Here is a 13,738-nt window from a genome sequence, read left to right on the forward strand (position 1 = left end):
CGATGCGGATGCATCGGCCTTTCATTATGTTTGCATATCTTAGAAGGATAAGGCATTCATCTTTTCCAACGCCTTATATGCGGCATGCTGTTCAGCCGATTTTTTCGTCTTTCCCGAACCCGTCCCCATGATCTCGCCGTTCACCGTGACTTCCATAAAGAAAGTCTTGTTGTGATCCGGCCCTTCTTCACGGCAGAGTCGGTATCGGATATCCTGTGCCCCGTCTCGCTGAAGCAGTTCCTGGAAATACGTTTTGTAATCTTTCCCGTAGATTCCCTTATCTACAAGCTGCAAGTATTTATCAAGCTGCTTCAGAATAAAATCACGGGCCGCCGTATAGGAACAATCTATATAAACCGCACCGACGACGGCTTCAAAAGCATCAGCCATAATGCTGTTGCGCGTCCGGCCTCCCGTGAGAGCTTCTCCTTTGCCGAGAAGGAGAAAACTTCCCATATGAAAGGACGCACAAACGCAGGCAAGCGGTTCTTCACTGACCACACTGGCTCTTGCCTTGGTCAGGTTCCCTTCCGGCATATCCGGATAACGGCGAAAGAGGTATTCACCGACCACCATATCCAGGACGGCATCGCCCAGAAATTCCAGCCGTTCATTGTGTATGCTGTGATGCGTTCTGTCTTCATTCGTATAGGAAGAATGAGTAAGCGCCTGATCAAGAAGATGCCAATTGTGAAAGGGCGGAAGATTTAATAATTCCGTAAACCGCCTCAACTGATCTTTTCTTGCTTTATTCATGAATGAACACTTCTTTTACGCCCCTGTATATTTTTTGAATAATAATGTCGCATTGTGACCGCCGAAGCCGAAAGAATTGGATATGGCCACGTTGATATCCGCTTCTATTGCCTTATTGGGCACATAGTTAAGACCGAATCGCTTCAGTTCATCGTCCACTTCGACGAGATTAATCGTCGGATGCACTTTGCCGTCCGCAATGGTCAAGGCGCAGGCAATCGCTTCAACCGCACCGCCCGCACCGAGAAGGTGACCGGTCATGGATTTTGTCGAGCTGATGTACATATCTTTGGCATGGTCACCGAATACGCGGGCCACCGCCATCGATTCGTTAAGATCGTTCAAGTGCGTCGATGTGCCGTGAGCATTGACATAATCAACATCTTTCACGTCAAGATGAGCATCGTCAACAGCGAGTTTCATACACTTGGACTGCTGCAAGCCTTCCGGAGCAGGCGCCGTAATATGATATGCGTCGGCATTGCTGCCGTAACCTGCCAGTTCGCAATAAATACGGGCGCCGCGTTTTTCAGCATGTTCCAGTTCCTCAAGAACAACGACCCCCGCGCCTTCGCCCATGACAAACCCGTCACGGTCTTTATCAAAAGGCCGGGATGCATGTGCGGGATCATCATTTCTCGTGGAAAGCGCTTTCATGGCGCCGAACCCCGCTACCGCTCCGGGCGAAACAGCCGCTTCCGTACCGCCGGCAACGGCCGCATTCAATTCGCCGCGCTGAATCATACGGAACGCGTCACCGATGGAATTCGTGCCTGTCGCACAAGCCGTAACAACGCTGGCACAATGCCCCTGGAGCCCGAAGGTAATGGACACCTGACCTGATGCCATGTTGGCAATCATCTTGGGCACGACAAACGGGTTCACGCGGGACGGCCCTTTCTCAAAAAGGCCCCTGTACAAATTATGCAGTGTTTCCATACCGCCGATGCCTGTCCCGATAATCGTGCCGATACGGTCACGGTCTTCTTTATCCAAATCCATGCCCGAATCGTCCAGCGCCAGTTTGGTGGCCGCAACGGCATATTGTGTGGACGGATCCATGTGGCGCGCTTCTTTACGGTCGATACCGAATTCCGTAACATTGAACTCCTTGACTTCGCCGGCAATACGAGTGGTATATTCCGCCGCATCAAAATGCGTAATCGGGCCGATACCGTTCCTACCCGCCAACAACGACTCCCAGAAGACGTCCTTTCCGTTACCGACAGGAGAGATAACGCCCAAGCCGGTAATAACTACACGTTTTTCCAAAGTGTTCACCTCATCATTCAAAATCAGTCGTGAATTATTCGGGAATTGCGTCCGTTTCACGTCTAAGATATGCAAAAATTTCTTTAACCGACAGAATTTCATGGATTTCCTGCATCCGCCGTCCCGAAAAGACCAGACCGGTTTCGACATCACCCTGCTGGGCACGCGTTAAAGCGCGAATAATACAGTACTTATGACTGCATTTCTTGAGACAGGCATCACAGACCTCCGGCTTCGGAGCTTTCTCCAAGAGGATTTTTTCGGAAAAGGGCGTTCTAATCGCCTGTCCGGGTAATCCTACGGGGCTGTGAACCAGGACAAAGTCTTCCGGCTTGTTGGCACGCAAGTAAACTTTTTTCAATTCATCCGAGCTGTTAGCTTCCACACTGGCAGCAAAACGACTCCCCATCTGGACGCCGTTCGCACCGAGACGCAACATCCCGGCAATGTCTTCACCGTGCAATACACCTCCTGCCCCGATAACGGGCAGGTCTACGGCAGCTCGCACTTCGGGAACTATTTCCCGGCTCGAGCGATTCGTCCCCAAATGGCCGCCTGCTTCCGCGCCTTCCACCACGACAGCGGCAGCACCGAGGGACTGCGATATTTTAGCTAATTTTGCAGACGAAACGATGGGCACAATAGGGGTACCCGATTCCTTTCCCAACGCGAACATATCGCGTGAGAAACCCGCTCCCGCAACAATCAGATCGATTCCTTCTTCAATAGCAGTGGCCACGATACCGCGAAATTCGCGAGCCGCAACCATTACATTAATTCCTATTATTCCTGCCGGCGATAATTTCCGCGCCAGTTTGATTTCAGATCGTAATTCTTCAAAGGGCATCCCCGATGCCGCAATCAAGCCTATGCCGCCTTCATTGGCAACGGCCGAGGCCAATTTGGCCGTCGACAGGCGAATTGCCATGCCGCCCTGCACAATAGGCACTTTTGCTATGAGCTTACCAATCTTTAATTCAGGCAGCTTCACTTTCTTTTCCTCCAATCAAGATCCCGACGGGGGAAGTCTCCCTCAGCCCTTCCCCGGCAGCGGATCTCATTGCATGCTTACGCTTTTTTTTCCTTTTCGATATAATCAACCGTATCCTGTACAGTTTTGATTTTTTCTGCAACATCGTCAGGGATTTCAATATTAAATTCTTCTTCGAAAGCCATGATCAATTCAACGATGTCCAAGGAGTCAGCGCCTAAATCATCGATGTATGCAGCTTCCATTTTGACTTCTTTTTCATCAACGCCGAGCTGCTCTACAACGATACTTTTAACTTTCTCAAAAGTTGCTTGTTCGCTCATTGTACTTCACCCCCTTTCGATGCGGCTATAATAGATAAAAAACATAAACTGAATCTATGGTATTACATTACCATGCCGCCGTCAACATTGAGAGTCTGTCCCGTAATGTAGCCTGCCCTGTCCGAGGCCAGGAAGACGACGGCCTGAGCAACTTCTTCAGGAGCGGCCGTTCTGCCCAGAGGAATGGTCTTAATCATTTCTTCCTTCACAGCGTCGCTCAATACGGCAGTCATGTCCGTATCAATGCACCCGGGAGCAACCGCATTGACGCGAATGCCGCGGGACGCGAGTTCTTTTGCGACGGATTTCGTAAAACCGATCACGCCGGCTTTGGCGGCCGCGTAATTGGCCTGTCCGGCATTCCCCGTTTCACCGACGACGGAGGTCATATTGATAATGGAGCCATTGCGCTGCTTCATCATCATCTTTGTTACTCCCTTCGTACAGTTATATACACCTGTAAGGTTCGTATTGATAACGGCATTCCAGTCGTCGCTTTTCATGCGCATCAAAAGGCCGTCCCGTGTAATGCCGGCATTATTAACGAGAATATCAACGGAGCCGAATTTTTCCTGTACTTTTTTAATCATATCCGCCACGGCGGCTTCATCGGCTACGTCACACTGAACGGCGACAGCCGTACCGCCCGCGTTTTCAATAATCCGCACCGTTTCCGCCGCAGCTGCCGTATTACCTGCAAAAACAACGGCCACTCCGGCACCTTCCGCCGCCAACGCGACGGCGACGGCACGGCCGATACCGCGCGACCCGCCGGTTACGACGGCCGTCTTACCTTGTAATAACATCTTAATTTCCTCCTTGGAAGAATCCGAGAGTCTTCTTGAGAGACGGTATATCCTCCACATTTTCACAGTGAATGGCTTTGTCAATCTTACGGTTAAAGCCCGTAAGTGTTTTTCCCGGACCGACTTCAACAATATTTTCCGCGCCGAACGCCTGGATCTGCCGCACGCAGGCTATCCATAAAACGGGGCTGGCCGCCTGTCTGACAAGAGAGGCCTTAATAACGGCCGCAGCCGTTTCAAGTTGGCCGTCGACGTTTGCCGCAACGGGAACCTTGGCGTCTTTAATCACAATCATATTGAGCACTTCGGCAAGCCGTTCTGCAGCAGGTCTCATGAGCGTGCTGTGGAACGGGGCGCTGACATTCAACATAACGGCACGTTTAGCGCCGGCCGCTTTCAATGCGTCGACCGCCGCTTCAACAGCTTTGGCCGCACCGGCAATAACGATCTGACCGGGGCAATTGAAATTCACCGCTTCCACCGTACCGTCCCGACTGCCGACTTCGGCGCAAACAGCTTTGATTCTGTCTTCATCAAGACCGAGAATAGCCGCCATAGCGCCTTCACCCAGAGGAACAGCTTCCTGCATGAACCGGCCGCGCTGACGCACCGTACGAACCGCATCCGCAAAGGAAACGGATTCAGCCGCGACGAGAGCCGAATATTCACCGAGGCTGTGACCGGCTACAATATCCGGCCGCAATCCTTCTTCCTGCAGGACGAGGCTGCATGCCGTACTGGCCGTGAGGATAGCGGGCTGCGTGTTATAAGTCATCATGAGTTCTTCATCAGGCCCTTCAAAGCAGAGCCTCGTTAAGGAAAATCCCAACGCGTCGTCCGCTTCTTCAAAGAGCCGCCTGACAGATGCGTAACCGTCATACAGGTCTTTGATCATACCGACTCTTTGAGCCCCTTGTCCGGGAAATACAAATGCCTTTTTCATGTGTTACCCCTCTTTTAATACCACTTCATGACCATACCGGCCCAAGTCAGGCCGGCGCCGAAACCGGCAAGCACAATGATGTCACCGCGTTTAATACGGCCTTCGCGATATGCCTCGTCCAGTGCTATAGGAATGGACGCACCCGACGTATTGGCGTATTTATGAATATTGACAAACACTTTTTCCATAGGCAAATCCAAGCGCTTGGCTGCCGATTGAATAATGCGTATATTCGCCTGATGCGGCACGAGCAGGTCCACTTCCGACTTATCAATACCGGCGCGTTCCAGCGCCTTTTCGGCCGTCCGTCCCATGACCCTGACGGCAAACTTATACACTTCTTTACCGTCCATGCGGATAAAGGTCAGGCCTTCTTCACGGGCTTTGTCCGTCGGCAGGATTTTCGTGCCGCTTGACGGGATATCAAGAAACTTGCCGCCGTTGCCGTCAGCTCCCATATCCGTCCCCAGGATCCCGTATCCTTCCGGTACGGGGCCGAGAACGGCGGCGCCGGCGCCGTCACCGAAGAGAACACAGGTGTTGCGGTCTTTAAAGTTTAGGAACCGGCTTAAAATTTCCGCACCGATGACGAGAACCCGTTTGTACATTTCCCGTTTCAATATACTGAGACGCAGTAACGACACCGTATGCAAATCCCGAGCAGGCCGCATATAAGTCGAAAACGGCTGCATTTACGGCGCCCAGATTTGCCTGCACAATGCAGGCCGTCGACGGAATCGTCATATCCGGTGTCAAGGTACAGACAATGATCAAGTCCAACTCTTCCGCTCTTATACCGGACTGTTCCAAGGCCTTCCCGGCCGCTTCGGTACAAAGGTCGGACGTGTTCACGCCTTCCGGCGCGAAATGTCTTTGTTTAATACCGGTACGACTGCTGATCCACTCATCCGATGTTTCGACGATTTTTTCCATGTCCGCATTGGTCAGGATTTTATCAGGAACGGCATGTCCCGTTCCCAGAATACCGGCTGCATTAGCTTTCACAATCATTGTGCTGCCCCTCTTCTTCTTCAATACTGGCTCGAATATGGCCGACTACATCTTCCTCTACCAGCTCGCCCGCTACGCGAACGGCATGCCGAATAGTCTTCGCCTTCGAGCTGCCGTGGCAGATAATAAAGCTGCCGTCGATGCCGAGCAACGGTGCGCCGCCGTATTCCGTGAAATCAAGGCGTTTTCTCAGGTGTCTGAAAGCCGGCAGTACCGCCATGGCGCCCAGCTTGGCCAATAAGCCGCCGTTGCGTATGGAATCCTTGACAAGCTGCATGATAAGCAGCGCAATGCCTTCACCGAATTTTAAAATAATATTGCCCACAAACCCGTCACAAACGACGACATCAACAATGCCTTCCGTAATATCACGCCCTTCTACATTGCCGTAGAAAGAAATAGTTTTCGTCTGTTCCAGCATGGGATACGTCGTTTGCGCCAGCTCGTTTCCTTTCGATGCTTCCGCGCCGATGTTGAGTAAACCGATGTTCGGTTCTTTTATGCCGAATATATGCTGTGCATAATGAGAGCCCATAATAGCCGCTTGAACGAGGTGCTTCGGTTTACTGTCCGAGTTGGCCCCGGAATCAAGAAGAATACTCACGCCCTTCTTCGACGGAATAGGGGTTGCAATACAGGGCCGTTCAATACCCTTGATACGACCGAGACCCAAAAGCGCCGCCGTCACGGCCGCACCCGTACTGCCCGGTGCCACTACGGCATCACAAACGCCCTCTTTGACAAGTCGTGTCGCAACGACAATGGACGCGTCTTTTTTCTTGCGAATGGCCTGCGCCGGATGTTCATCCATTTCGATGACTTCTCCCGCATGGACAATCGAAAGACGGTCCGACTCCGTCGTACCGTACTCTGTCATAACCCTGCGTATCTCCTTCGCATCACCGACCAGGACGACATCATACTTTTTATATGCTTTAACCGCTTCAATAGCCCCGAGGACTACTTCTTCCGGGGCATAATCGCCGCCCATAGCGTCTACAGCTATTTTCATGCGTTACCGCCTCTACTATTCCAATGATTCGATAATAAATTTAGCGCGAAAAACTTCTTTCGCATTTTTACGAATTTTAACCCACACATATCGCTTATTATCCCTTTTACGGATAACTTCAGCCTGAGCGACGAGCTTATCCCCTGCCGTCACGGGCTGCTTATATTTTACATTGCCTACGGCCATAACACAAACGGGTATATTCAATACGGCCCTTGCCAGAGAACCGGCCTGGGCATATAAATATTGAGATTTGACGATGTTTGCGTCATCGACCATATCCTGCGTTGCCGTCAAGACGGATATGCCGCTTTGACCGGGCACACACTCGATGAGTTCACCGACAACGCCGGCCAGCTTGTTATCCGGACCGGCCGCGACAGCACGCTGCTTGATGCGGATACGAAGTTCCGGAATACCCAAGGCCATACGGTCCAACCGAACGGTCGCAATACTGACCTCAAAGGCTTCGGCCAATTCTTCATCGTTGATAAAAGGATTTTCTTCTATTCGTTTTTTCAGCAATTCATGCCGCTGCGCTCGCCCTATTTTCACCATTTTCCGCCCTAGTTTTATGACCAAGTATTAACAGTACATACTACAGAAAAATTATATATTGTTTTCCTGTATTTGGCAAGAAAAAAAGTATGCATTCAACTGGTTTTCCGACTATGAAAACTGTCTCCTGCATACCGGTTCCTTAATATTTATCAAAATCCATTTCATTCAGAATTTCTTTTAACTTGATCAGCTCGTCCTTTGTCAAGGTAATCCCTTTCGTCATGGCCTGGTAGTCGGGATCCCATGAACGCAGGTCGAATTTAGCCGCGCGGTTATTCCAACTGATGTAGGTCAATTCTTTACGCCACCCGTCTTTATTCTCCGATAAAGTACCGCAAATATCTTCAATATTAAAGTTAAGTTGTGCCATATATGTATCTCCTCCACTGATTGCCGGGTCGTTTACCGAGCTGCTTCAATATATTTCATATTTATAGTTATCATACCAAATCGGAGTGCAAAGTCAATAAGTCAGTACGTTTAATTGCAGGATTGCAATACATATGTTACGCCGATACACGGGAAAAATCCTTTTACAGCAACTTATCCGCCGATTTCTTTAGCCTCTGCGCCCTTCGGGCCGGAAATCGCCGTGTGACTGTCTCATTCAAATTCTCGCTCCCATATAACATATGTCTGACAACTCCGCGTGCGACCGACCGGTATAAGAGTTTGAAACTTTGCAGAGCGCTTTACCTGAGGAAACGGCTAAACACGTAGTTGCCGTAGAGCAGGCCCTGTTCTGTAAGCTTATATCCCCGGCCCGTCGGTTCTATAAAGCCTCGCCTGTCCAAGTCCTCCAGAACCGGACCGAACGCGCTTTCAACCGTTTCACCGAAAAGACTTTGAAATCGCTCGCTGTCTATACCGCGACGCATCCGCAGCGCAAGGAAGCAATAGTCCTCTTCCCCTCTTATCGTACGGATCTCTTCTCGTTCCGCCGTTACCGCCGCCGTCCCCGCCGCTTCGATATATTGGGGAATATTTCCGCTGTTGACAAAACGGAACCGTCCGTCAAATGAGTGAGCGGATACGCCGAAGCCTATATAGGGCTCATACTGCCAGTATTTGATGTTATGACGGGACGCAAAGTCGGGCCTGGCATAAGAGGAAATTTCGTAATGCGCAAAACCCCGATCGGCCAGCATCCTGCGAACGGCCGCCCCTTCCTGCAAGGTAATTTCGGTCTCGGGCAACAGCACCGAACCTTTACCGACAAGCCCCGCCAGGGGCGTGCCCGTTTCCACGATGAGGCTGTACACGGAAGCATGGACAACAGGCAGGGACACAAAGCAAGACAGATCGTGCATAACGTCTGCCCGTGATTGTCCGGGCAGACCGTACATAAGATCAACCGAAATATTGGTAATGCCGCCTTCATAAACATCGCAAACGGATTGCATCGCTTCTTTTCCCGTATGAAGACGGCGCAGGAAACGCAGCTCTTTGTCGTTAAAAGACTGGATACCGAGACTGACCCGATTTATTCCTATATGCGCCAGCCCGGCCGCATATACCCTATCCATGCTCTCCGGATTGGCTTCCAGGGTTATTTCACTGTCGGCGGCGAGCCTGAACGTCTCCCCGAGAGTACGCATGATCATGCCGACCTGTACAAGCGTCAGCAGTGACGGCGTACCGCCACCGAAATAGACGGTGTCAACCGCTTGCCCGGCGTACGGAGAATTTCGGATCTCCCTGCACAACGCGTCGACATAGGCTTCTTGATAGCGGGAAATGCCGCCATATGACGGAAAATCGCAATAGAGGCATTTTCGTGTGCAAAAGGGTATATGAATATACAGTCCCGTCATCAGGTATTATCCACCTGCAAGACGGCCATAAACGCTTCTTGCGGTATTTCCACACTGCCGACCTGCTTCATGCGCTTCTTGCCTTCCTTCTGTTTTTCCAGAAGCTTGCGTTTACGTGAAATACACCGCCGTAGCACTTGGCCAGCACGTCTTTACGGAGAGCCGCCACATTTTCGCGGGCAATGATTTTATTACCGACGGCCGCCTGGACAGGAATCTGGAAAAGCTGGCGCGGAATAAGGCCGCGCAGTTTTTCAACAAGCCCTCTGCCGCGACGGACCGCAAAGTCCTTATGAACGATGACGCTCAGCGCATCAACGATTTCCCCGTTAATGAGAATATCCATTTTCACCATCGGCGATTCACGGTAACCGTCCAGTTCGTAATTAAGAGACGCATACCCCCTGGTTGATGATTTAAGGACGTCAAAATAGTCATAGAGGATTTCATTAAGCGGCAGGTCATAGACGAGGGATACACGGATATCATCAAGATAATCCATAGTTACATACCGGCCGCGGCGGTTCTGGGAAATTTCCATAACCGTGCCGACCATATCCTTGGAGACAATGATAGTCGTCTTTACAAACGGCTCCTCAATGCGTTCAATCTTCGTAGTTTCCGGAAGAAGCGACGGATTATCGACCTTCACCATTGTTCCGTCGGTCCTGTAAACATGATAAATAACGGACGGCGCAGTCGTAATAAGAGCCAGACCGTATTCACGTTCCAGCCGTTCCCTGATCACGTCCATATGAAGGAGACCGAGGAATCCGCAGCGGAAACCGAAGCCGAGAGCCGTCGATGTTTCCGGTTCATAGAGAAGGGCCGCATCATTAAGGTTCAGTTTTTCCAGGGCATCGCGAAGATTATCATATTCACTTGTATCGACAGGGTAAAGGCCGCAGTAAACCATGGGCGTAGCCGGTCTGTACCCGGGCAGCGGTTCTTGCGCCGGATTCGCCGCCGTCGTTACCGTGAATCGCCGACACGGCAGTCCCGCACATTTTTCATACTCGCCGCAAAATAGCCTACACTGCCGCATTCCAATCCGTTAACGGTATACATGTGCGGCAAAAACACACCTGTTTCAATGACTTCAAACTCTTTTCCCGACGACATCATGCGAATCATATCGCCGGTCTTTACGGCGCCTTCCATAATACGAATGTTGGCGATAGCCCCTTTATAGGGATCAAAATGAGAGTCAAAAATGAGCGCCCGCAAAGGCTTGCCGCTTTTATCCCGCGGGGCGGGAATTTTTTCAACAATAGCCTCCAGTACTCTGTCCACCCCCTGCCCGGTCTTGGCACTGACCATAATCGCGTCGGTCGTATCAAGGCCGATAATGTCTTCAATTTCTCTGCATACCCGTTCGGGATCCGCACTGGGAAGGTCGACTTTATTGATGATGGGGATAATCTCCAAATCATGTTCCAGGGCCAGGTAGACGTTCGCCAAGGTCTGCGCTTCCACGCCCTGCGTCGCGTCGACGATGAGAAGGGCGCCTTCACAGGCGGCGAGACTGCGCGAGACTTCATAATTGAAATCGACATGCCCCGGCGTGTCGATGAGGTTCAAGGTATATTCATGACCGTCTCCGGCCGTATATAAAAGACGCGCCGACTGCGCTTTAATCGTAATGCCCCGTTCACGTTCCAAATCCATCGTGTCGAGAAGCTGCTCTTCCATTTCACGCTGCGTGACAGTCCCGGTCATTTCCAGAAGGCGGTCAGCCAACGTGGATTTGCCGTGATCAATATGAGCGATAATGGAGAAATTGCGAATATATTTTGTAGCCACTGTGCGTCCTCCTTCTTATATAATCACACCGCCGCCCAAAACGCGGTCGCCGTCGTAAAGCACCAATGCCTGCCCTGCCGTCACGGCCCGCTGCGGTTCGATAAAGACGGCCTTCAGGCGATCGCCGGCAGGATAGACGGTACACGGCGCCTCCGTTGCGGCATACCGTATCTTGCCGTATGCGCGAAACGGGGCCGTCGGCACCGCCTCCACCCATGTCGCTTCACAGGCAATCACGTCTTTTGAAAACAGGTCTTTTTCGGCGCCGACAATTACGGTATTATGCGCTTTATCAAGAGCCGCAACGTAATAAGGCCCGCCGGGACCGCCCAGATTGAGACCGCGGCGCTGGCCGACGGTATAAGCGGGAATACCTTGATGAGTCCCGATTACCCTTCCGGTTTTATCGATAAAGTCGCCCTTTTCAAAAATATACGGCGCTTCCTTTTTCAGGAATCCTTTATAATCGTTGTCGGGAATAAAACAGATATCCTGACTTTCGGGCTTACTGAAAACGGGAAGGCCCCACTTTTTCGCCAGTTCCCTCGTCTCCGTCTTTTTTAAATCCGCCATGGGGAAAAGGATGTGCGGCAGCAGATCCTGTGTCAACTGATAAAGGACGTATGACTGATCTTTACGAGCGTCGTGGCCGCGCCGCAAAGTATATATATTACGCACCTCGTCGTAAACGACGCGCGCATAATGGCCGGTCGCCAAAAAATCGGCGCCGAATTGTTTCGCCCGTTCCCAAAGCAGTCCGAATTTAATATATTTATTACAGGCTATACAAGGATTCGGCGTCCGGCCGGCCGCATATGAGGCCACGAAATAGTCGATAACGTCACGGCGAAAATTGTCACGGAAGTCGAGAGTATAATGAGGTATGCCCAAAACATGGGCCACCTCTTTCGCATCATTTACGGAGTCAAGAGAGCAGCACGCATGCATACGGTTTTCAACAGGACATGCCGGGGCTTCTTCCCACAGGCGCAGTGTAATGCCGATAACATCATAGCCTTGTCGTTTTAGCAAGCCTGCCGTCACGGAGCTGTCTACACCGCCGCTCATTGCTACGGCAATACATTCAGCCATCTGCCCTCTCCTCTCCCGCAATCTTGCGTATTTCTTTTATCGTTTTCACCAGGTCCTTTTTTGTCGTATCCTTGCCGAAGGACACGCGTACGCTACCGGAAAGCCAATCGCCCGTTACGCCCATAGCCTGCAGCACATGCGACGGCTGCGCCGCTCCCGCCTCACAGGCCGATCCGGCAGAAACGGCGATCCCTCGCCTGTCCAGAGCGATAAGGACTATTGTCCTGTCCACATGAGCGACGGACACATTAATAATATTCGGCAACGAATGGGCCATCGTCCCGTTCAGTCGATACCGGCCGTTCCCTTTAATAAGGGTATTGTAGAAAAACTCTTTCAGCGTTCTTACTTTACAAGCCCTCTCCCGCCACTCGTCCCGCAGGAGTTTACAGGCCCTGCCGAAGCCGGCAATGGCGGCCACGTTTTCCGTACCCGCCCGCAGTTTCCGTTCCTGCGGTCCTCCGAATGTATCGGGTCTGATTTTAATACCGGATCCTATATAGAGGGCTCCGATCCCCTTAGGCCCGTACACCTTATGGCCGGCGATACTTAAGAGATCGATATGCTGTTCTTCCGGCCGCAGGGGCAGCCAGCCGAACCCCTGGACCGCATCGACATGGAACGCGGCATTCTTTTCACGCGCAAGCGCCCCGATTTCGGCAAGGGGCTGTATCATGCCCGTTTCATTATTGGCGGCCATAACGGAAACGAGAACCGTATCATCGCGTAAAGACCGGCGTACTTCTTCCATATTGACGCGTCCGTCCTCACCGACAGGCAGAAACGTTACATCATATCCGCGTCCCGCCAAACTTTCGAAGATACGCAGGACGGAAGCATGTTCGACAGCGGTCGTCACAATATGGCCGCCGTGCGGACAGTTGGCCCGTAAGTAACCGAGTATTGCCAGATTATTCGCTTCCGTACCGCCGCCGGTAAAGACAATGTCCTGCGCTTCCGCACCAAGAGAGGCCGCCGTCTGGCGGCGCGCCGTCCGGACGGCGGCGCGGGCGGTTTGACCGTAGGCATGCAGGCTCGACGGATTACCGAATTCACTTGTCAGATAGGGCATCATCGCCTGCAAAACCCGTTCATCCAAGGGCGTCGCTGCGGCATAGTCCAGATAAATACGTTCCATTATATCTCCTCTTGCCGAAAATCCATTATTTATCATATCACATAGGCACTTCCACGGCTAGACGGCGAGTCCGTACAAGCATGTTTTCCTTGATATAACCTGTCATCCATGATAAAATTACACAGTATACCGCATGCGCCTATAGCTCAGGGGATAGAGCACCGGTCTCCGGAACCGGGTGCGCAGGTTCGAATCCTGCTAGGCGCACCAAATCCG

At 51.6% G+C, this 13,738-nt stretch carries 13 protein-coding genes, 1 tRNA gene and 2 pseudogenes; 1 reads left to right on the top strand and 15 read right to left on the bottom strand.

Annotated elements, in window-relative coordinates; translation table 11 throughout:
• Window positions 1-39: 39 nt before the first annotated feature.
• The 15 genes and pseudogenes from rnc to HMPREF0080_RS01210 form a co-directional block, all read right to left on the bottom strand.
• On the bottom strand, window positions 40-756 hold the full coding sequence (gene rnc / locus HMPREF0080_RS01145; protein WP_006789263.1) for a ribonuclease III: 717 nt from the start codon (window positions 754-756) through the stop codon (window positions 40-42).
• A 15-nt stretch (window positions 757-771) separates the two neighbouring features.
• Entirely contained in the window at window positions 772-2,028 is a 1,257-nt protein-coding gene (fabF, locus tag HMPREF0080_RS01150; RefSeq protein ID WP_040346742.1) for a beta-ketoacyl-ACP synthase II, read from the bottom strand.
• A gap of 34 nt (window positions 2,029-2,062) precedes the next feature.
• Window positions 2,063-3,019 carry an NAD(P)H-dependent flavin oxidoreductase gene (locus HMPREF0080_RS01155; RefSeq protein ID WP_172633462.1) on the bottom strand — a complete coding sequence of 319 codons (957 nt, stop codon included), beginning with the start codon at window positions 3,017-3,019 and terminating at the stop codon, window positions 2,063-2,065.
• Window positions 3,020-3,096: 77 nt separating this feature from the next.
• A complete protein-coding gene (locus HMPREF0080_RS01160) occupies window positions 3,097-3,342 on the bottom strand; it encodes an acyl carrier protein (RefSeq protein WP_006789266.1) in 246 nt (81 codons plus the stop codon).
• Between the two features lie 62 nt (window positions 3,343-3,404).
• Window positions 3,405-4,148: a 3-oxoacyl-[acyl-carrier-protein] reductase gene (fabG, locus tag HMPREF0080_RS01165; RefSeq protein ID WP_006789267.1), complete on the bottom strand. Its 744-nt coding sequence runs from the start codon at window positions 4,146-4,148 to the stop codon at window positions 3,405-3,407.
• 1 nt (window position 4,149) lies between these two features.
• Window positions 4,150-5,091 carry an ACP S-malonyltransferase gene (fabD, locus tag HMPREF0080_RS01170; RefSeq protein WP_006789268.1) on the bottom strand — a complete coding sequence of 314 codons (942 nt, stop codon included), beginning with the start codon at window positions 5,089-5,091 and terminating at the stop codon, window positions 4,150-4,152.
• A 14-nt stretch (window positions 5,092-5,105) separates the two neighbouring features.
• Window positions 5,106-6,102, bottom strand: a pseudogene (locus tag HMPREF0080_RS01175) (beta-ketoacyl-ACP synthase III).
• Window positions 6,086-7,114, bottom strand: coding sequence for a phosphate acyltransferase PlsX (gene plsX, locus HMPREF0080_RS01180; protein ID WP_006789271.1), 1,029 nt, complete (start codon window positions 7,112-7,114; stop codon window positions 6,086-6,088). Before plsX ends, HMPREF0080_RS01175 begins: the two are co-directional and overlap by 17 nt.
• Window positions 7,115-7,129: 15 nt before the next feature.
• On the bottom strand, window positions 7,130-7,672 hold the full coding sequence (fapR, locus tag HMPREF0080_RS01185; protein ID WP_006789272.1) for a transcription factor FapR: 543 nt from the start codon (window positions 7,670-7,672) through the stop codon (window positions 7,130-7,132).
• A gap of 142 nt (window positions 7,673-7,814) precedes the next feature.
• A complete protein-coding gene (locus tag HMPREF0080_RS01190) occupies window positions 7,815-8,045 on the bottom strand; it encodes a YdbC family protein (protein ID WP_006789273.1) in 231 nt (76 codons plus the stop codon).
• Between the two features lie 322 nt (window positions 8,046-8,367).
• The gene (gene hemW, locus HMPREF0080_RS01195) at window positions 8,368-9,489 is read right to left on the bottom strand and encodes a radical SAM family heme chaperone HemW (RefSeq protein WP_006789274.1); all 1,122 of its coding nucleotides are present in this window, start codon (window positions 9,487-9,489) and stop codon (window positions 8,368-8,370) included.
• Window positions 9,489-10,534: pseudogene (locus tag HMPREF0080_RS11600) on the bottom strand (elongation factor 4 family protein). The gene hemW and the pseudogene HMPREF0080_RS11600 overlap by 1 nt, the downstream one beginning before the upstream one ends.
• The gene (locus HMPREF0080_RS11605; RefSeq protein ID WP_006789277.1) at window positions 10,462-11,292 is read right to left on the bottom strand and encodes a GTP-binding protein; all 831 of its coding nucleotides are present in this window, start codon (window positions 11,290-11,292) and stop codon (window positions 10,462-10,464) included. Before HMPREF0080_RS11605 ends, HMPREF0080_RS11600 begins: the two are co-directional and overlap by 73 nt.
• Window positions 11,293-11,307: 15 nt before the next feature.
• Window positions 11,308-12,384 carry a tRNA 2-thiouridine(34) synthase MnmA gene (gene mnmA, locus HMPREF0080_RS01205; RefSeq protein WP_006789278.1) on the bottom strand — a complete coding sequence of 359 codons (1,077 nt, stop codon included), beginning with the start codon at window positions 12,382-12,384 and terminating at the stop codon, window positions 11,308-11,310.
• Window positions 12,377-13,522 carry a cysteine desulfurase family protein gene (locus HMPREF0080_RS01210; RefSeq protein WP_040346746.1) on the bottom strand — a complete coding sequence of 382 codons (1,146 nt, stop codon included), beginning with the start codon at window positions 13,520-13,522 and terminating at the stop codon, window positions 12,377-12,379. The genes mnmA and HMPREF0080_RS01210 overlap by 8 nt, the downstream gene beginning before the upstream one ends.
• Window positions 13,523-13,657: 135 nt before the next feature.
• Between HMPREF0080_RS01210 and HMPREF0080_RS01215 the strand changes: the two genes are divergently transcribed.
• Window positions 13,658-13,732, top strand: a tRNA-Arg gene (locus HMPREF0080_RS01215).
• Window positions 13,733-13,738: the final 6 nt, after the last annotated feature.

The organism is Megasphaera geminata F0357 (assembly GCF_000239275.1).
Classification (GTDB): domain Bacteria; phylum Bacillota; class Negativicutes; order Veillonellales; family Megasphaeraceae; genus Megasphaera; species Megasphaera geminata.